Origin of the sequence: Enterococcus sp. DIV0802b (assembly GCF_050543535.1) — a bacterium.
Classification (GTDB): Bacteria; Bacillota; Bacilli; order Lactobacillales; family Enterococcaceae; genus Enterococcus_D; species Enterococcus_D entomosocium.
This window is the reverse complement of sequence record NZ_CP172941.1, coordinates 2,739,367-2,758,531: the sequence shown is the minus strand read 5'-3', so window position 1 is coordinate 2,758,531 and position 19,165 is coordinate 2,739,367. Positions and strand designations below refer to the sequence as shown.

Below are 19,165 nucleotides of genomic sequence, written 5' to 3'. Positions count from 1 at the left end.
CTAGTGTTTGGTATATTGTAGTCTATATAAAGAAGAATTTCCCATGTGTTACAGTTTAGATAATTGTTTGAGGTTATTGAGAAAAAGGAGGGACAAGCATGCAAGATGCGACCTATTGGGCGGAACAATTGCGGCAAGGACAAATCAGCTTTGCTGAGCGGGTGGCGATGATCGAAGAAAGAGTCAATCAACAAAATTCGCTTTTGAATGCGCTTGTAACATTTGATCCGCAAGCAGCGATCCAGCATTACGAGCAGCATCTTCAAAAAACGGTTTTTGGTGGACAACCCATGCCGTTAAAAATACTCGGCCAAACCAAAGCAGGGTGGCCAGCAACGTCAGGAGCCAAACTGTTTGCAAAAGCACGAGCCAGCCGCACGGCACATTTTGTCTCTCGTTTAGAAGAGGCGGGCTTTGTGCCGTTAGGGCAAACCAATGCACCAGAATTTGGATTCAAAAATATCACTGATCCAACATTGTATGGACCTACACGTAATCCGTGGAATCCTGCCTATTCAGCTGGTGGTTCCAGTGGTGGTGCGGCAGCGGCAGTGGCTTCGGGGATGTTTCCGATTGCAGGTGCCAGTGATGGCGGCGGATCGATCCGCATTCCAGCTTCCTTTAGCGGATTGATCGGTTTGAAGCCAACCCGTGGCACGATGCCAGTGGGTCCTAGTGAATGGCGCAGCTGGCAAGGCGCTTCCATCAACTTTGCGTTGACGCTTTCTATGCGTGATACGGAACAGTTGTTTTATGCGTTGCGGACGTCACAGCCGGCAGCCCCTTATCAGGCACCGCAAGTAGAATGGCATCATCAGCAAGCGAGTCAAAAACCGCGGTTGAAGGTTGCTTTTACTACCGCATCGCCGACCGGTGGACAAGTGTCTGAAACTGCCATCCAAGCAGTCCGAAGTGCAGCCGCATTTTTAGAAAAGCAGGGGCACGAAGTCATTGAAGTGGGCTATCCAGTGGATGGTCAGCAAATGATGACCACTTATTACGCCATGAATGGTGGCGAAACAGCTGCGATGTTTGCTGAGATCAATGCTGCTCGTCAAGAACCGGTCAGACGGGAAGAAATGGAATTGATGACCTGGGCACTTTACCAATATGGCAAAAAACTGCCGGCCGCCGATTACGTTCTTGCCTTGCAGTGGTGGGATCAGCTGGCAGAAAAAATGGAAGAAGTCTTTTCGACCTATGATCTCTTTTTAACACCGACGACGGCTTTTCCAGCCCCTTTGATCGAGGAAGACTTACAAAGCGATAGCATACGCCAAAGACTGCATGAGATCGAGACGCTTGGAAAAAGTGCTGCGGGTGAGTTGATCGAAGAAATGTTTGCCAAGAGCTATGCTCTGACACCTTACACTCAATTAGCCAATTTAACGGGGCAGCCAGCCATCAGCTTGCCAACTGCTCTTAGCGAGGAAGGGTTGCCGCTAGGGATCCAATTTATGGCGTCTAAAGGCAGAGAAGATCTGCTTTTCCAAGTCGGCTATTTATTTGAAACACAGCAACGATTTCTGTTGCCAAAACAAGGAGACTAGGAGGATATTATGAAACAAGTTAGAAAAGGGAAAATCGTTGCAATGGTTGGCTTTTTAGGTTTATTTGCGGGAGTCTTGTTAAGTGCCTGCAGCAAACCAACGGAAGAAGACACCAGTCTAAGCAAGGTGGAAGAAGCCAAAACATTGGTTGTTGCTACTTCGGGAACCTTGTATCCATCGTCTTACTATAACGATGAAAATGAATTAGTGGGCTATGATGTCGATGTGGCAAAAGAAGTCGCCAAACGATTAGGCGTAGAGATCACATTTAAAGAGTACAATGTCGATGGACAAGTTTCTTCTTTAACACGTGGAGAAGCCGATTTTGCTGCCAACGATTTTGGTTTGACGGATGAACGGGCGGAAAAATTCAGTCTTTCAACGCCTATCAAATACTCGTTCGATAGTATGATCGTGCGAAAAAGTGATGACTCTGGGATTGCTTCTTTAGAAGATTTGGATGGCAAAAAAGCTGCTGGTGAACCAAATACTAGCTACATGCGCTTAGCCGAATCCTATGGGGCAGAATTAGTGACTTACGACAACGCAACGAATGATCAGTATTTGACAGATGTTGCGAATGGTCGAACGGATGTGATCTTGAATGATTACTATTTGCAAAAAATGGCAGTCGCTGCTTTGCCAGATATCCCTGTTAAAATTTTAGAAGATGTCTACTTTAATCCGAATGAAACGGGCTTCTTATTTGTGAAAGATCATCAAGCATTGCAGGAAAAAGTGGATGCTGTTTTAGCAGAAATGAAAGAGGATGGCCGTTTAAAAGAACTTGCGGAAACGTATTTTCAAACCGATATTTCAGTAAAATCTGATCAAGCGATCCAAACGGTTGAAACAGACTAATGTATATTCCAACCCTTGATTTGCCGTTGATGTGGGAGTCATTGCCCTATTTGCTGTCGGGCTTGTCCTATACGGTCGGCATTGCTGTCGTTTCGTTTCTAGGAGGCAACGTATTAGGGATCATGCTCACCTTCTTAGGGATGCTGGAAAATCCATTCATTAGAGGGTTCGTGCGGGGCTACCTCTCCTTTCTAAGAGGCGTCCCAGCGTTGGTCTTGTTGTTCCTACTGTATTTTGGCTTGCCTTATCAATTGTCGGCGCTTAGTGCTGCGATCATCTGTTTTACATTGACCAGCAGCGCATTTATCGGAGAAATCTACCGAGGATCAATTGCTGGTGTGGATCGTGGGCAATTTGATGCTGCCTATGCGTTAGGGCTATCCTTTACGAAAACGATGCGTCTGATTATTTTGCCACAAGCCTTTCGTATTTCTGTACCGGCATTGAGTAATGTGGCAATGGATTTGTTGAAAGGAACCTCCTTGGCAGCAATGATCACGATTCCTGATATTTTTCAAAAAGCTAAGATCGTTGGCGGACGAACCTTTGATTACATGTCCATGTATGTGCTAGTTGCCATCATCTATTGGCTGTTGTGTATTTTGATTGAAGCCGGGCAAAAGCGATTAGAACAACATTTTTCAAAACGCTTTGCCGCTAATGAGGCTGTAAGACAATAAAAAAAGAGCCGTGGCTCTTCAGCTGCTGTCAATGTTTCCTTGTGAGACATTGACCGCAGTTTTTTCTTTAGGTAATGAAGCAGCACCACAAGTTAGCCAGAGAAAAAAGGCAGAATAGTACCGTTTACTCTGGGCGGTTTTTTATAAATTCGATAAAGGTAATGATTTCAGATAGTTGATATTCAGTAAAGTCCTCATTGATTCTTGAAGCCACACGAATCTGTTTCATAGAGAGGGCCTCCAAATCATTCGGACATCCATGCAAATAATCGAGACTGACATTGAAGTAATCAGCAAGTTCTTTTTGGATCTCAATATCGGGCATCCGATTGCCTTGCTCATACGAAGCATAGGTTGTTTTGGCGATTCCTAAATATTTTGCCATTTTTGCTTGTGTTAAACCAGATCGCGTTTTCCGCAACTGTCTTAAACGATCTTTAAACATGAAATCCCCTCCACAAAATTATTCTACTATGACACGATAGAAGCAGAAAGAAATTAATGTTTTATATCACTAATAGAGTTTTATTGCATTTACAAAGTACTCGATATGTAATGCTATTTATATGAAGAAGGATTACTGCCTGTAAGAATCAGCAGATAGTGAATCGTTCTCAAGGATTTTTTATAGCACGAAGGAGGGGAGAAGAAAGGAACAGATACAACGAAATGGAAGCGTTTCATAGAAGGAGGAAGGGAAATGAAAAAAGTATTGATAATTTGTGCAGCAGGCATGTCTTCATCGTTGGTCGCCAAAAAAGGAACAAGCTTTTTAACCACAGAAGGCTGGTCAGTTAGGATCGATGCCATCTCTGCTTCAGAGGGCATCGCTACGATCGCCAAGGATGACTACGATTTATATCTAGTTAGCCCGCAAACGAAAATTCATTTTGCCAATTTAAAGAAAAGCGCCGATAAATACGGCAAACCAATCGTGAATATTCCCCCGCAAGCGTATATTCCGATCCCAATCGGAATCGAGAAATTAGCACAGTTAGTCAAAGAAAGCATTGCATTAGAAAAAAGTACGAAATAAATGGAGGCAGGCTATGGATAGTGAAAAAATACAAGAAATATCCTTTGAACTTATTTTAGCAAGCGGTGATGCCCGCACGATGATTCATTAAGCCTTTGAACAGATGCGAATCAGTAGTTGTCAAGAAGCGCAAGAGTTGTTGGACACAGCCAATGATTCATTAGTCAAAGCCCACCGCATCCAGTCAAAAATGCTGCAAGAATATGCTTCAGGGACCTCATTTACCTGCGATATCTTGTTGATACATGCACAAGATCATTTGATGACAACCATGACCCTCAGAGAGGTTGCACTAGAAATGCTAAGGATTTATCAAAAGATGAATCGCCTTGAAGAAGCGATCCAATGCAGGAGTGCAGATGGCGAGTAAGCAAGCAAAAGTCGCGCAAAGAGATGCATCGCAAAAACTGACGAAGAAAAATCTCTATTTTCAACGTCTGTTGTTTTTGCGGTACTTAGTCGCATTCTCTTTCTTTTTTAACCTATATTGGCTGTTAGCTGCTTCTTTGGCAGGGCAATGGCTGCGTGTGGTTCCACTGAGCCTGTTGCTTTTTTCAATGGGAGCGATCAGTGAGTTTATCCGCTTATATGGACACCACGCAACCATCGTCCGCAAGCAACTCTTTTTTACTACTTGGTATTTACGCCTTCAAATGGGGACAATGACCATTCTTTTTTTATTGACTTTTTTTGGAGTGACAGAAGTTATTTTCCCCTATTTCACCTCGCAAAGTACGGAGTATGTTCGCATAGTTCTCTGGATAAGTGGCGTCTTTGCTTGGAGTGGTATCAGAAAACTGAAGAAAATTTTTCGTAATAAAGATCGACAATGGCAATGGATACGTGAATTTGAAGAGATAGAAAGAAAGGGTGATTGAATTGACAGAATCGAACAATAAACTATTTCAACTTTTGGAAAAAGCAGTAATGGGTCCGATGGGAAAGATTTCCCAATACAAAATCGTTCGTAGCATCATGGCGGCAGGGATGGCGTCGATTCCTTTTACGATCGTAGGCTCAATGTTTTTAGTATTCAACATTTTACCGATCACGTTTCCGTTTTTAGCTGACTTTTTTGAAGCGACTTTTTTGAATTTCAGTGATTTGTATATGTTAGCAAATAGTACGACCATGGGGTTATTGGCATTATATTTTTGTATCGTTCTGGGCTATGAGTATTCCAAGATCATTCAAGTCGAGGAGAATCTCGACCTGACGCCGATCAATGGGGCGTTGTTAGGTGTTTTTGCTACATTGATGTCGATTCCTCAGCTTGTTTTTGACGGCGGAAAAATGACACGGATGAATGATGTGGAAGAAGGGCTGATCAATGGTTGGTTGATTGGTGCCGATGGAGTCGCACGTCTAGGAACTGTTGGTATTTTCACCGGTATCGTGATGGCGGTCGTTGCCGTTCAGCTGTATCGTCTCTGTGTAAAAAACAACTGGGTCATCAAAATGCCCGAAGAAGTGCCTGAAGGTGTGGCTCGTAGTTTTACAGCACTGATACCAGCCTTTGTAGTGGCAGTTGTGGTTCTGACCATCAATGGGATTTTAGTTGTTTTTGGGACGGATATTTTTCAACTAGTGGCAATTCCGTTTGGGTTTGTTACCCACCTTACGGATAGTTGGTTGGGAATCATGGTGATTTACTTCCTCGCGCATGCCTTGTGGTTGGTAGGGATTCATGGATTCAATATCATTAGTCCACTGATCACCCCGATCATGTTAGCTAATTTAGCTGCCAATGTTGAAGGGGCGAGTTTCCCATTAGCAGGCCAATTTACCAACGGGTACGTGACATTAGGTGGTTCGGGAGCAACCCTTGGTTTTACCTTATTTATGATCTACATTGCTAAATCGAAACAGATGAAAGTATTAGGGAGAGCTGCCATCGTCCCGTCGATTTTCAATATCAATGAACCGATTATTTTCGGGGTGCCGATCATCTATAATCCTTATTTAGCAATTCCTTTCTTGTTAGCACCGATGGCATCCGCCACGATCGCGTATTTTGCCACAAGGATGGAATTGATTCGTCCCATGATCGCCAATATTCCTTTCCCAACACCCGTTGGACTTGGTGGCTTTATTGGCACCGGTGGAGACTGGCGTGCAGGCGTCGTTGCCATTGTTTGTGCAGTTGTTTCTTTCTTGATCTATTTTCCATTTGCGAAGTTTTATGACACAAAATTGCTGAAAGAAGAACAAGAAGCCGCATAAGACGAGCAGTTGGGGTAACAGCAAGTAACTACATTATCTCTATAGAAAAAACAATCGTCCCTTTGCAGTTGAGGGGATAACTGTTTTTGCGATGTCCCTTCTTTTTCATGGTAAAATAAAGAAAAGCAAATCGAGGAGGGTCTTTTATGAAGTATGAATGGCGCAAACTAGAAAAAGAGCTTTATCTTCCCAAAAAACCAACAGTGATCGAGGTGCCAACGTATCAATTTATTAGTTTGAGCGGCAGCGGCAATCCGAATCGTCCTGAATTTAGCGAAGAGATCGCCGCTTTATATACGATTTCTTATTCACTCAGGATGGGATTGAAAAAAGGGGCTTTTGGCAATGAACCCTTTGAATACACGGTCTTTCCTTTGGAAGGCGTGTGGACCTCTCTGACAAAGCCAGAGGGTGCCATCAACAAAGAAGAATTGATCTACAAAATCATGATTCGCCAACCAGAACCAGTCACGGAAACACTGTTTCAAGAACAGCTCTTGGCCGTCAAAGAGAAGAAAGACAATCCAAATCTAGAAAAGCTCATCTTTGAGCGCTATGAAGAAGGATTGTGTCTGCAAGCGATGCATACAGGTTCTTTTGACACTGAAGCGGAAACATTTGCGAAAATGAAGGAGCTGTTAAAACAAGAGCAGTTAGTGATCCGTCCAACGATGGACACGTTCCAGCATCGAGAAATCTATTTGTCTGATCCGCGAAAAGTTTCACCAGATAAAGCCAAAACCGTCCTGCGATGGGCAGTAGAAGCAGAGGGTGGGATTCAGTGAATAAAAACTATTTAAGCATCGACATCGGCGGCACGAAAATCAAATCGGCTGTCATTGATCGCTCGGGGAATATTCTGACACGAGGACGGATGGATACGCCGAAAAATCTTACGGAATTTCTGACAGGGATTGAAACGATCGTTGAAGACGTTCATGGGAGCATTCGGGGCATTGCTGTTAGTACTCCAGGAAAAGTCAACCCAGAGACAGGGACGATCTCGTTTGGCGGGGCATTGCCTTTTTTAGATGGAGTCTCCTTAAAACAGCTGCTGGCAAAGTACCAAGTGCCGCTGGCTGTGACCAACGATGGCAAGGCAGCCGCATTAGCTGAATGGTGGCTAGGAAACCTTAAAGGGATTCAAAATGGGGCTGCCATAACCTTAGGTACTGGTTTGGGTGGTGGTGTGATCGTTGAAGGAAAACTGATCCAAGGTGCACATTTTCAAGCAGGGGAATTAAGTTTTCTACTAAATGCCACTAAGAGAAGCGATGCTCCAGAAAACGCTGAGCAACCAAATAATCAGGGATTGACCCTGCAGCAATTGGCAGGTTTTAGCGGTTCAGCGGTCGCCATGATTCGCCGCAGCGCCCAACTGCTAGGCTTAGCTGATCTTGCGGATGGTGAAGCAGTTTTTGACGCTATCAATCAAAAAGAGCCACAGGTCTGGGCGCTGTTTACAGCGTATTGCCGAGAAATTGCGTGTGTCATACTCAATGTTCAAGCCGTGATCGACTTAGAGCGCTTCGTGATTGGTGGTGGCATCAGTGCCCAAGCGATCGTGGTGGAAGAAATCGACCGTCAGTATCAGCAACTGCTGGCTAGTTTACCGATTTTGCAGCAGACCTTGACGAAGCCGGAGATTCAAGCCTGCAAATTTCAAAATGACGCCAATTTATTAGGGGCGCTCTATCATTTCTTTTTGGAACATGAGATGAAATAAAATAGACAAAAAACTGCCGCGAACCAACGATTCGCGGCAGTTTTTTAGGCTTTTTTCTTGGTGTCTTTGTCTTCGTCACCTAGGTAATCTTTGCTAGTGAAGGCACTGTGGAAGTATTTGCCCTCTTGACCGTAATAGCGGTTGTAGCGCTGCTTGAATTTGCGGAACACGTAAACGACAAGAACTTTTAGCAGACAATAAATCGGGATTCCGAAAATCACCCCAACGATCCCCATCAAATCACCCATCACTAATAAAACAACCAGAATCGTAATAGGATGGATTTTCAATCGGTCACCCATCACACGGGGCACGACTAAATCGCCATGAAGCAACTGTACAGCAAACCAAGCAATCAAAAACTTAACCAACATCCCGGTGGAGTCTTGTGCGGCAATGAAAAGCCCTGGGAAAAAGACGATAAAAGGTCCAATATAGGGGATGATGCAAAGCAGACCAGCGGCGATCGCCAGAATACTGGCATACTCTAGGCCGATCAAGAGGAAAACGACCCAATAGATCGCCCCTAAAATCAGGGATGAAATGATTTGTCCTTTCAAAAAGGCACCGACTTGTAAGTCAGAGATCTTGACGATTTCATTAAAGTCTTTGCGAAAACGTGGTGGCACTAATGAGAGGACCGAAAAATAAAACTTGTTTGGGTTACGCAATAAGAAAAAGGCAATGATCGGTCCAGTAAACAAAGCAATGAACAAGGTCGAAATGGTTGAAAACAAACTGCTGAGCCCAGCGGCACCAGTTTGCCAATAGTCTCCAATAAAACTCATGATATTACTGGTGATATTTTGTAGTGTGTCTGTAATTTGTGCCATCTCATCTTGAAATGGGGTATTTTCTAAAAAGGCGGTCGCGTTTTTCTCAAAGTCACTGACCAAACTCGGTAAGCTGTTGATCAGATCGGTGGTTTGCTGCTCCAAAATCGGGTAAAGCTGGAAACCAGCAAAGACGATCAACAAAAGAATCAACAGATAGATCCCAGCAATCGAAACACTGCGGGGAATTTTTTTCGATTCCAATTTATCGACTACCGGGTTAAACAGATAGTAAAGGATCAGCCCAAATAAAAAGGGTGGGATAATAGCTGTAAGTATGGCTGAAAAGGGTGTAAATAAAAAAGAAATCTGATTTAGCAAAAAGACAGCAACTGCCGACAAGATAATCAGTCCTAAGACATAATAGCTTGTTTTGCCGCCTAAAAAGTGGATCAATCGGTTATTTTTCATAATAAGCCTCGCTTTCTTAGCTACATTATAACGAAAGACCCCTATTCTGTAAAAAAACAACGTACCTTTTGAAAAAACTACGCTCATATTCTCAATATCTTTATAACGAAAGAATATCTTTGATAAGGGGTTAACTGATGGCATCTTTCTTCAAAGCAGGCCAAAAATGCTCCCGTGTTTACAACACAGGAGCGAAAAGAATTATTTACGCACTGTCGTCAAGGTACAGCGACCAACGGCTGTTTTTAACCCGCTAGCTAACCAAATAGTGGCTTGCCAAGTTTGGATACGAGCGCCGATACGATCAGGACTAGCTTCTACGATCAGGGTTCCTTCTTGAGCGGCGGCTAGATGGTTGACTTGTAGGTCAACGCCGGCGGCGAAGGCTTCTTCTTGAGCCAAAGCTTGATTGGCACCGATGCTGCAGGCAGTCTCGATCAAAACGCCGTTAATGCCACCGTGAACGAGACCAAAAGGCTGTTTATGCTGTTCTTTGATGGGCATCCGTAAACGAACAAAATCGGCTGTTGCTGCTTCTACTTCGATTTCTAAAGCTTCTAGTAAGTTCATTTTTTGCTCCTTTTTCTAAGAAAGTTACCATGATTATAGCACGAGTTTTGGTAGAAATAGCCGAAGTTCTAAGAAAGACAGCAACAGGGGGAGAAGTCTTAAGAAATTCCCTTAACCAAAGCAATTTCTAACGAAAAGCGACTAGATATGTGTATAATAGAGCTATGTGAATTGAGGAGGAACAAGTAATGAGAGAATGGAAAACCTTAAAAGAATATGATGAAATTTTATTTGAACAACATGGAAAAGTGGCGAAGATCACGATCAACCGCCCAGAAGTCCACAATGCGTTTACACCAAAAACGGTGTTTGAAATGATTGATGCGTTTTCAATCAGTCGCGATGAACCAGGCATCGGCGTGATTATTTTGACAGGCGCCGGCGACAAAGCCTTTTGTTCAGGCGGAGACCAAAAAGTCCGTGGTCACGGTGGCTATGTTGGGGAAGATCAGGTTCCTCGCTTAAACGTATTGGATCTGCAACGCTTGATCCGAACGTTGCCAAAACCGGTGATCGCCATGGTCAAAGGCTGGTCGATCGGCGGCGGAAATGTTTTACAATTGGTTTGTGATTTAACGATTGCCGCTGACAACGCTAAATTTGGTCAAACAGGACCAAATGTCGGTAGTTTTGATGGTGGCTATGGTTCGGGCTATCTTGCACGGACGATCGGACATAAAAAAGCCAAGGAAGTTTGGTTCATGACAAAACAATATACTGCCGAAGAAGCATTGGCGATGAACTGGATCAATACAGTCGTTCCTCTTGATCGAGTAGAAGATGAAACGATGGAATGGGCCGAAACGATGCTGCAAAAGAGCCCGTTGGCGTTACGTATGATCAAAGCATCAATGAATGCCGATACGGATGGATTAGCTGGCATTCAGCAATTAGCTGGCGATGCGACCTTATTGTATTACACGATGGATGAAGCCAAAGAAGGTCGTGACGCGTTTAAAGAAAAACGTCAACCAGACTTCGACCAATTCCCTAAATTCCCATAATGACTGGGAGTTGGCTGCAAAGGCAAGCACAACTTCATCCAGAACGACCAGCTTTTTATTGGCATGAAAAAAGCTGGTCGTTTGCTGCCTTGCAAAAAGAGGTTTATGCTTATGCTGCTTATTATCAAGCCCAATTCGTTGTTCTGCCAAACCGGGTAGCCCTTTTTAGCAATAACTCCCCTGAATTGGTTTTTACGATCCTTGCGTTGTGGGAGTTGGGGATCGAAGTCCAGCTGTTGAATACGCGATTGACAGCCGCTGAAATCACCTTCCAATTGCAAGATGCCCACTGCGACTGGGTGATCACGGCAGATAAGATTGCGGTCTCGGGTGTTCGCAGCATGACCTTTGGACAAGCGATGGAACAGGCGAAGGCTCTTGCCAGTTCTTTTGATCCTTCGTTTGTTCCTAATAAAGCAATCTATCAAGCAGAACAAGTAGCTTCGATTATGTATACATCCGGTACGACGGGCAATCCCAAGGGTGTGCCGCAAACCTTTAGGAATCATCTAGCAAGTGCCGAAGCAACTCAAAAGAACTTAACGATCACTAGTGAGGATTGTTGGCTTTGTGCAGTTCCGCTGTATCATATCAGTGGATTATCAATTCTCTTGCGTTCCTTGCGACTTGGAATGAGTGTTCGTTTGTATGAGCGCTTTGATGCTGGAGAAATGGCGAAAGATCTTGAGGCAGGAAAAGGGACGATCGTTTCTTTGGTGGCGAAAATGTTGACAGATTTGCTGCCGTTGGTGCCCCAACAAGGCTTTGATTCGTTGCGTTATGTACTGCTAGGCGGCGGTCCGATTGCCAAAAGTATATTGGAAAAATGCCAGCAAAAACAGGTTTCTGTGATCCAATCCTATGGGATGACAGAAACCTGTTCACAAGTGGTGGCATTGCCGCCAGAAAAAGCTTCAGAAAAAAACGGCTCCTCAGGGGTTCCCCTGCAAGGTGTCCATTTACGAATTGCGGTTGATGCGAAAATGGCAGATCATCAGACTGCTGAAAGTACCCAGTCGATCGGAGAGATCCAACTGCAAGGACCGGCGATCACGACCCGTTACTTAAACGATCGCAGTCCACAGCAGTGGGACCAAGAGGGCTGGTTTGCCACAGGAGATCTAGGGTATCTTGATCAAGAGGGCTTTTTGTATGTAGTCAGTCGTGCAAGCGAACTGATCATATCTGGTGGAGAAAACATCTATCCCGCAGAAGTGGAGCAAGCCTTGTTGCAGCATCCAGCGGTCAAAGAGGCAGCTGTGGTGGGGGAACCAGACGAGGAGTGGGGACAATCTGTCGCGGCTTATTTAACGTTAAATGAGTCCGTCCGACTCCAAGCGTTGTTGGGTACATTAGAAGGGCAGATCGCCCATTATAAATTTCCGCGCCGTTTTTATCACGTACGAGAAATGCCGCGCACAGCAAGCGGCAAACTTTTAAAACGGCTATTGCTGAGTGAAGAAAGAGTGAACTACATTGAACAGCAAATCATCAAGTAATTATAAAGCAGCGATCGCTGCCGGGAAAACCTATTTGAGTGAGTATCAGCCTTTAAAAAGGTGTGACTTACTGGCTCTTTATGCAGCGGCACAAGAATATCAAGGGGAACGCTATTTCTGGCGTACTCCTGATGAAACGACTAGTATGGTAGGGTTGGGTTGGTTAGTCACTTTTTCGCAACCCAAACTTGCAGACTTTTCAGAAGTCCGCTCTCTCTTAAAGCAAGCCCATTATCAACCAGAGGCACCTTTTCAGGCGCAGCTGGTTGGGGGCTTTGCTTTTGATGAACAGGCAGAAGTCAGTCAGGATTGGGCTGAGCTAGGTGCCGGTCTCTTTGCGTTGCCAGAAATACTGGTCCGCAAAACTGGCGATCAGTGTGGCGTCGTTTATACAGTAGCCGCTTCTTCCGAGGAACAACGACAACAAAAAGTCGCTGTCTTACAGGAAAAAGTCGCAAGCTGGTTGAATGCCAACCCGGACAAGAGTCTTGTAGCAGAAACGCCTGCTTTTCAGGCACAAGAGGAACTAGAGGTGCCCCAATGGCTGCAAGCGGTCGAAGAGACAGTGGCAGCCATTCGCTCGACTGAAACACCGTTGAAAAAAGTGGTTCTGGCAAGGAGAATGAAGATAGAAACGAAGCAGTCGATCATTAGTGCTGCGGTGTTGCAACGGTTGGCGCAACAGCAGCCGAATACCTATCTTTTTGCCATCGAACATGGGGGCCATGTTTTTGCTGGTGCGACGCCAGAACGCTTGCTAAAAGCGACTGTCGATCAATTTGAAACGGTAAGTATCGCAGGTTCCGCGCCAAGAGGCAAAACCAAAGAAGAAGATGAGGCACTGGCACAAGCCCTCTTAGCGGACGCAAAAAATACCCATGAACATCAAGTAGTTGTCGATCGCTTAGAAACGGCATTGGCTACTTTGTTAGCTGACGGTTTTCAATCAGAAGCCCGCTCCGTGATCAAAAATCGGGACATTCAGCATTTGTTTGTTCCTTTAGCAGGGCAAAGAAAAGCAGGAGTCAATTTTCTGAGCGCCGTGCAAAAACTACACCCGACCCCAGCATTGGGGGGAGAACCGAAAGAAGCAGCCGTCTCATGGATTCGTACCCATGAACCAGCCAGCAGAGGGATGTACGGTGGACCGATCGGTTGGTTGGGTATTCAAGAAGATATTGGCGAGTTTGCTGTGGCCATCCGCTCAGGATTCTTTAGCGGCAATCAAGCAACGCTGTATGCAGGCTGTGGGATCGTTGCCGATTCAGATGCGGAATCCGAACGTCAAGAAACACGGTTAAAATTTCAACCGATGAGGAGAGGGATCTTAGGAGATGAATAACCAGACAGTCATGACAGACTATTTATTAGCGGCAATCCAAGGACTAAAAGCAGCGGGTGCGAAGCGAGCGGTTATTAGTCCCGGTTCACGCTCAACGCCATTGGCGCTACTATTGCATCGTGATCCTGAGATCACCTGTATGGTGGCTGTCGATGAACGTTCGGCTGCTTTTTTTGCTTTAGGGATGTCCAAAGTTGATCTCCAACCGACGATCTTACTGTGTACCTCTGGAACTGCAGCAGCCAATTATTATCCAGCAATTTGTGAAGCAGAGGCCACCAACTTGCCATTGATCGTCTTAACGGCTGATCGCCCGCCAGAACTGCGGGGCGTTGGGGCGCCACAAGCAATGGACCAACAGAATTTGTATGCCTCTCACGTCAAAAAGATGGTAGAGATGACGGTGCCAGAAAACGATCCTGCTTTGTTGCGTTATAGTTTTTGGCAAGCTACAACTTGCACGATCGAAGCGCAAAAACAGCCGAAAGGCCCGGTCCAAATCAACTTTCCATTACGGGAGCCGCTGTTGCCTGACTTTAGTCGCCAATGCAGTATTCAGCAAGACGTGAGCTATCTGGCACCACAACAAGAGCTGTCAGCAGAGATGATCACCCAGCTAGCCCCTTACTTTGATAAAAAAGGTATTCTGATTGCTGGAGAAAGCCTTACGATCGAAGAAGCGCAGCAGTTGCTGGCTTTTTCAGAGAAATTAGGCTGGCCGATTGTCGGCGATCCATTGACCAATCTGGCGACAGCCGGTACCAAAGTAGGAACATTTATCAGTCAAGCCGATCTTGTTTTCCCGCAATTGACTTCTGCCTTCCAACCAGAAGTGGTCGTGCGTTTTGGTCGCTTACCAGTCACTAAAAATGTCCTATTATGGTTGAACAAAGCAGCGGATACGACGACGTGGCTCTTTGTTGATCCATCGGGGCAGTGGCAAGATCAGCTGCATCGGGCAAACTATTTGATCGAAGCAGCGATCAGCACTTTCGTGGCGGCCATCACCCAGTTGCCGATCGTCAAACATACGGCGTGGCAACAACAATGGCAAGCACTTCAAGCGCGGGCAGATCAGGTGATTGCTGCAAGTCCGCAGTTGAAACAATGGGATGAGAGCAGCGCTGTGCGCATGCTTCAACAATGTCTACCTGAAGAAGCGCAAATTCTTTTGGCAAACAGCAATGCGATCCGTTTCTTTGATCGCTACGGCAGCAAAACTTCCTCCACTTATCGAGTGTATGGAAATCGGGGCGTCAATGGGATCGACGGCCTTGTCTCGACCGTAGCTGGGATTGCTTCAGCCAGTCAAAAGCCTACCTACTTGTTGATTGGTGATTTAGCGTTGTACCATGATATGAACGGCCTACAACTACTGCGTCAGTATCAATTGCCAGTAACGATCATTTTACTGAATAATAACGGTGGTGGGATCTTTTCCTTTTTGTCACAAAACACCTTAGAACCAAACGACTTTGTCCCGCTCTTTGGCACGCCGTTAGACCTTGAGTTTCAAAAAGTGGCGGCCTTATATGAGGCAGATTGGCACACACCGACCTCATTGCTAGAGTTTCAAACGATTTTAACGGAAACAAGCCAACAGCTGCGTTTTCAAATAATCGAAGTGAAGGGTGAGCCAAAAGATCCGGTTGATACTTGGCAAGCACTGCAACAGCAGTTTAGCGAGGCGGGAGCGCAGCAATGAGGGACACGATAAATGGCGTCAGTTATTTTTATCAGTGGTTGCAACCGTACCGACCAGCCTTACCAACCCTTGTGGCATTGCATGGCTTCACGGGTTCTTCGGAAAGTTTTCGACCGGTTTTTGTAGAGGAAGGTTCTTATAATGTATTGGCAGTCGACTTGATTGGACATGGACGGTCATCGATTTATGTCCATCCCATGCGTTATGAACTTCCTTTACTGGTGGAGGATCTCGCACAGCTTTTAGCGAAGTTAGGGATTGAACGCTATGGTCTTTATGGCTACTCGATGGGGGCACGAATCGCACTTGTCTGGGCAGTCAAGGAACCAGCTGCAGTGACCCATCTTTTGCTTGAGAGTGGTTCCCCCGGGTTGACTGATCCAGCAGAACGACTCGCTCGTCAGCGGCACGATCACCGCTTAGGATTGCGCTTACTAAGGGAGCCTTTGGTCGATTTTGTCGATTACTGGCAAGAACTGCCGTTGTTTGCTAGTCAAAAGGAGCTGCCCTTAGTGCAGCAGGCTGCTGTACGCCAAGGACGCTTGCAGCAAAATAAATTTGGCTTGGCAGTAAGCTTGGTTTACGGTGGTACTGGCAAACAGCCAAGCTGTTGGTCGGCACTTCCGCAGCTAGCTTGTGAAATTCTTTATTTAGCGGGGGAAAAAGATTTAAAGTTTCGGAAAATCGCCCACCAAATGAAGCAGCTGCAACCAGAGATGACCATCAAAGTTGTTGCTAATGCTGGACATTGTATCCATTTAGAACAGCCGACAAAGGTTCGTCATGAAATCGATCAATGGTTTGTAAAAGGATCGAGGCCACAGTCAGCTGATTGACAAGGAGAGAACGCAATGAAGATTGAGAAAATTGAACGCATCGCCTGTCGCTTGCCCCTCAAACAACCCTTTGTGACAAGTTACGGACAATTAACAGAAAAAGCCTTTGATCTTTATTTGGTGACGGCAGAGGATGGAATGGTTGGCATCGGTGAATTGGTCGCTTTTGAGCAGCCAGATTACATTGAAGAAACCCTCTTTTCTGCTCGACAAGTGATTGAAACAGCACTGATCCCATTATTGATTGACCAGGAGATCGAGCATCCGCAAGAAGTTTGGCAGCTGTTTCAAACGGTCCAAGGAAATTACATGGCAAAATCGGCTTTGGAAACAGCAATTTGGGATCTATATGGCAAGCAAACGCATCAAAGTGTGAAAGAGCTGTATACCGCAACCCGACCGAGTGTCGCTGTTGGCGTTAGTATCGGCATACAAGACTCTGTCGAAAAACTAATGGCTCTTGTTGCCGCTTATGTCGCCCAAGGGTATCAACGAATCAAATTAAAAATCAAGCCGGGGCAAGATGTGGCACCCTTGCGAGCGATTCGACAAGCCTTTCCAGAATTGCTTTTGATGGCAGATGCGAACGGGGCCTATCAAAATGAACCTGAACGCATTTTGGCACTTGATGACTTAGGCTTGGTGATGATCGAGCAACCCCTTAAGGTACGAGATCTGGTGGGGCACAGTCAGCTACAGCGACAGATGAAGACGCCTCTATGTTTGGATGAAGATATTCGAACGGCAGAAGACGTCGATACAGTCGCAGCACTGGACAGCTGCCGTGCGATCAACCTGAAAATCCCTCGTGTCGGTGGGATCACCGAAGCTTTGCGAATCCTTGATCGATGTCAAACCCATGGACTACTCGTTTGGTTAGGCGGCATGTTTGAGTCTGGTGTAGGACGAGCCATGAATTTGCAATTTGCGAGTCAAGATATTTTCCATTTTCCCGGGGACCTTTCCGCTTCTGACCGTTACTTTTATGATGATGTCATTACACAGCCTGCAACTTTGCATGAAGGAAAGCTGCTGGTACCTGATGGAAAGGGCTTTGGTATCACATTAGCTGAAACAAAGCTAAGTCAATATGGGCAATCTAAAGAACGTATCTACTCAAGAAAACGGTCAGCGAAAGAATAACCGCAGCGAAAGAAAACACAGCGAAAGCAAAAGAAACGGCCAGCAGGGAAATCTGCTGGCCGTTTCTTTTGTTTTAGTCTGCGTTTTTGAATTCTTTTTCAATTTGTAGTCGTTGAACTTTCATGGTTGCTGTTCGTGGGATATCTTCGTAGTCGCGTAAAATTGGTTGATTGAGGTGAGGGAGATCTTCCACCATTTTCCACCAAGCATCCCAATCCATTTCACGATTTGGCGCTAAAGCAATGATTGGTTGTGGTGAGTTTTCTTTGTCGCGAACAATCACAACTTCGGCAAGGAAGTCTAAATGATCCAGCAAAAGGTCTTCCAAGGCAAGATTGCTTTCAATATTTTTGATCAAGTCCACTTGACGGTCTTTTAAGTAAAGATGGCCCTGATCATCCATCATGCCGTAGTCACCACTGTCCCACCAAGCGCCATAGACATTGTCAGCAAAACGCTGATCTTCTTTATAATAGGTCAACGCGCGTCCTTTTGAAAGGAAATGGATGTGCCCATCGGTATTGGCTGGCAGCTCGTTGCCCTCTGCATCGGCGATCCGTGCTCTCGTTAAGTCCTCGAGACCCACACCCATATCACGGGCATCGTTGGTAGCGATGCTTTCTAAGGTATGTGCTTTTAGGATCATTGGCCCGCATTCACTTTGACCATAGACTTGCAAAAAGATTGCTTCTTTTGTTGCTGAAGTATTTAAAAAAGTGGCCATTGTTTGGTTGTTGATGGCATCAAAGGTTGAATGGTAATAGCGAATATTGGCGAAAGCATCTGGTTGTTCTTTTGCCACAAAGCTCCATTGGACAAAATTGTTTGGATGAGTTTCCAAAGCGATTGGTGGGTATTCTTTTAGCATGCTTACGACATGAGCGCCGTTGGCATTGGCTAATGGCATCATCGGAAAGCCCATCGCCATCAAGGATGAGATGCCAATATTGAAGCGGGAGTGCACCGGTGAGATATGGAACGCAATTAAATCAGAGTCTGCCTTGGTGCGATCAATCTTGGTGAAGATCGTTTTTTGCCATTTTGTCCGCCAGCCCATGGAGTTTGCCGAATGACAAATCAATTTTGGAATACCCGTTGTTCCAGAAGTGTGGGTCATATAGGAAATTTGATCCGCCGGTAACTCAGTTTGTGCCACGGGTTCCGCTGGTTGTTGCAGCAGATGACGAACAGAAATTTGTTTATCAGTACTGCTATTTTTCACTTGTGCGACGCGGCCTTCGGTTTCTTCATCAAATAAGATGAATGGATCTTCTAAGCGATCCACAAACACTTCGATGGTTTCAGCAGGGAAATGGTAAGAGATCATAGCAGGCACTGCGCCAAGGTAAGAAGCAGCCGTTGCTAATAAATAGGTATCGAATTTTGAAGATTTATAAAGGATGATTTTATCGCCGGCTTGCACGCCTAGTGCAGCAAGTTGGTAAGCACGTTTTAAAATCATTTCATGACTCGAACGGTAGGTACTACGATAGCCAAGTTCAGGAAATGCTGGTAGCACTTCATCGTGGATGATGGTTGTGTCAGGAAATGCCTCGGCAGCTTCGCGGTAATTGGTGTAAAGATTTAATGGACGATAGTCTAAAATGGACAAATAGAACACTCCTTTAAAAGTTCGTGAAAAACTTCATTTGATTTCTCCATTTTAGCACAGGAATTTCTCGATACAATAGATTTTCAGTGTTTTTTATTTATTTCTAAAAAATCCTTCCCTCAAAGACTTTCGAA

The 19,165-nt window shown here is 45.2% G+C and carries 18 protein-coding genes and 1 pseudogene; 15 read left to right on the top strand and 4 right to left on the bottom strand.

Annotated features, from left to right (window positions below; all coding sequences use genetic code 11):
- The first annotated feature begins 98 nt into the window (after window positions 1–98).
- Genes IGJ12_RS12875 through IGJ12_RS12865 form a run of 3 tightly spaced genes read left to right on the top strand, consistent with a single transcriptional unit; the run spans window position 99 to window position 3,091 of the window.
- Complete coding sequence (locus IGJ12_RS12875; protein ID WP_430619097.1) at window positions 99–1,550, top strand: amidase; 1,452 nt, start codon at window positions 99–101, stop codon at window positions 1,548–1,550.
- A 9-nt stretch (window positions 1,551–1,559) separates the two neighbouring features.
- Window positions 1,560–2,411, top strand: a complete 852-nt coding sequence (locus tag IGJ12_RS12870) for a transporter substrate-binding domain-containing protein (RefSeq protein WP_015510211.1) — start codon at window positions 1,560–1,562, stop codon at window positions 2,409–2,411.
- Complete coding sequence (locus IGJ12_RS12865; RefSeq protein ID WP_015510210.1) at window positions 2,411–3,091, top strand: amino acid ABC transporter permease; 681 nt, start codon at window positions 2,411–2,413, stop codon at window positions 3,089–3,091. Before IGJ12_RS12870 ends, IGJ12_RS12865 begins: the two co-directional genes overlap by 1 nt.
- A gap of 124 nt (window positions 3,092–3,215) precedes the next feature.
- Here IGJ12_RS12865 and IGJ12_RS12860 read toward each other — a convergent pair whose 3' ends face one another.
- Complete coding sequence (locus IGJ12_RS12860) at window positions 3,216–3,536, bottom strand: helix-turn-helix domain-containing protein (protein WP_430619096.1); 321 nt, start codon at window positions 3,534–3,536, stop codon at window positions 3,216–3,218.
- Window positions 3,537–3,791: 255 nt separating this feature from the next.
- On the opposite strand from IGJ12_RS12860, the gene IGJ12_RS12855 reads away from it, so the two are divergent.
- The 6 genes and pseudogenes from IGJ12_RS12855 to IGJ12_RS12830 all read left to right on the top strand — a co-directional run bounded on the left by IGJ12_RS12855 (window position 3,792) and on the right by IGJ12_RS12830 (window position 8,076).
- Window positions 3,792–4,127 (top strand): PTS cellobiose transporter subunit IIB, encoded by a 336-nt coding sequence (locus IGJ12_RS12855; protein WP_430619095.1) that lies wholly within the window; start codon window positions 3,792–3,794, stop codon window positions 4,125–4,127.
- Between the two features lie 13 nt (window positions 4,128–4,140).
- Window positions 4,141–4,497, top strand: a pseudogene (locus IGJ12_RS12850) (PTS lactose/cellobiose transporter subunit IIA).
- The gene (locus tag IGJ12_RS12845; protein WP_087665048.1) at window positions 4,487–5,005 is read left to right on the top strand and encodes a hypothetical protein; all 519 of its coding nucleotides are present in this window, start codon (window positions 4,487–4,489) and stop codon (window positions 5,003–5,005) included. The pseudogene IGJ12_RS12850 and the gene IGJ12_RS12845 overlap by 11 nt, the downstream one beginning before the upstream one ends.
- Window positions 4,998–6,350 (top strand): PTS cellobiose transporter subunit IIC, encoded by a 1,353-nt coding sequence (gene celB, locus IGJ12_RS12840; RefSeq protein WP_430619094.1) that lies wholly within the window; start codon window positions 4,998–5,000, stop codon window positions 6,348–6,350. The genes IGJ12_RS12845 and celB overlap by 8 nt, the downstream gene beginning before the upstream one ends.
- Before the next feature lie 146 nt (window positions 6,351–6,496).
- Window positions 6,497–7,135, top strand: a complete 639-nt coding sequence (locus IGJ12_RS12835) for a GyrI-like domain-containing protein (protein WP_153883883.1) — start codon at window positions 6,497–6,499, stop codon at window positions 7,133–7,135.
- Window positions 7,132–8,076, top strand: coding sequence for an ROK family protein (locus IGJ12_RS12830; protein WP_074535512.1), 945 nt, complete (start codon window positions 7,132–7,134; stop codon window positions 8,074–8,076). Before IGJ12_RS12835 ends, IGJ12_RS12830 begins: the two co-directional genes overlap by 4 nt.
- Before the next feature lie 44 nt (window positions 8,077–8,120).
- Here IGJ12_RS12830 and IGJ12_RS12825 read toward each other — a convergent pair whose 3' ends face one another.
- The gene (locus tag IGJ12_RS12825) at window positions 8,121–9,320 is read right to left on the bottom strand and encodes an AI-2E family transporter (RefSeq protein WP_430619093.1); all 1,200 of its coding nucleotides are present in this window, start codon (window positions 9,318–9,320) and stop codon (window positions 8,121–8,123) included.
- Between the two features lie 201 nt (window positions 9,321–9,521).
- Complete coding sequence (locus tag IGJ12_RS12820) at window positions 9,522–9,890, bottom strand: PaaI family thioesterase (RefSeq protein ID WP_005234285.1); 369 nt, start codon at window positions 9,888–9,890, stop codon at window positions 9,522–9,524.
- A gap of 188 nt (window positions 9,891–10,078) precedes the next feature.
- On the opposite strand from IGJ12_RS12820, the gene menB reads away from it, so the two are divergent.
- The 6 genes from menB to menC are packed head-to-tail and all read left to right on the top strand — an operon-like array spanning window position 10,079 to window position 17,419.
- Complete coding sequence (gene menB, locus IGJ12_RS12815; protein WP_005228595.1) at window positions 10,079–10,894, top strand: 1,4-dihydroxy-2-naphthoyl-CoA synthase; 816 nt, start codon at window positions 10,079–10,081, stop codon at window positions 10,892–10,894.
- The gene (gene menE, locus IGJ12_RS12810; RefSeq protein ID WP_430619092.1) at window positions 10,894–12,393 is read left to right on the top strand and encodes an o-succinylbenzoate--CoA ligase; all 1,500 of its coding nucleotides are present in this window, start codon (window positions 10,894–10,896) and stop codon (window positions 12,391–12,393) included. Before menB ends, menE begins: the two co-directional genes overlap by 1 nt.
- On the top strand, window positions 12,371–13,735 hold the full coding sequence (locus tag IGJ12_RS12805) for an isochorismate synthase (protein ID WP_430619091.1): 1,365 nt from the start codon (window positions 12,371–12,373) through the stop codon (window positions 13,733–13,735). The genes menE and IGJ12_RS12805 overlap by 23 nt, the downstream gene beginning before the upstream one ends.
- A complete protein-coding gene (gene menD, locus IGJ12_RS12800; protein WP_196043934.1) occupies window positions 13,728–15,440 on the top strand; it encodes a 2-succinyl-5-enolpyruvyl-6-hydroxy-3-cyclohexene-1-carboxylic-acid synthase in 1,713 nt (570 codons plus the stop codon). Before IGJ12_RS12805 ends, menD begins: the two co-directional genes overlap by 8 nt.
- Window positions 15,437–16,276 (top strand): 2-succinyl-6-hydroxy-2,4-cyclohexadiene-1-carboxylate synthase, encoded by an 840-nt coding sequence (gene menH / locus IGJ12_RS12795; protein ID WP_430619090.1) that lies wholly within the window; start codon window positions 15,437–15,439, stop codon window positions 16,274–16,276. The genes menD and menH overlap by 4 nt, the downstream gene beginning before the upstream one ends.
- Before the next feature lie 15 nt (window positions 16,277–16,291).
- Window positions 16,292–17,419, top strand: coding sequence for an o-succinylbenzoate synthase (gene menC, locus IGJ12_RS12790; RefSeq protein WP_196043932.1), 1,128 nt, complete (start codon window positions 16,292–16,294; stop codon window positions 17,417–17,419).
- Window positions 17,420–17,492: 73 nt separating this feature from the next.
- Here menC and IGJ12_RS12785 read toward each other — a convergent pair whose 3' ends face one another.
- Window positions 17,493–19,031: an AMP-binding protein gene (locus tag IGJ12_RS12785; protein ID WP_430619089.1), complete on the bottom strand. Its 1,539-nt coding sequence runs from the start codon at window positions 19,029–19,031 to the stop codon at window positions 17,493–17,495.
- Between the last annotated feature and the right edge of the window lie 134 nt (window positions 19,032–19,165).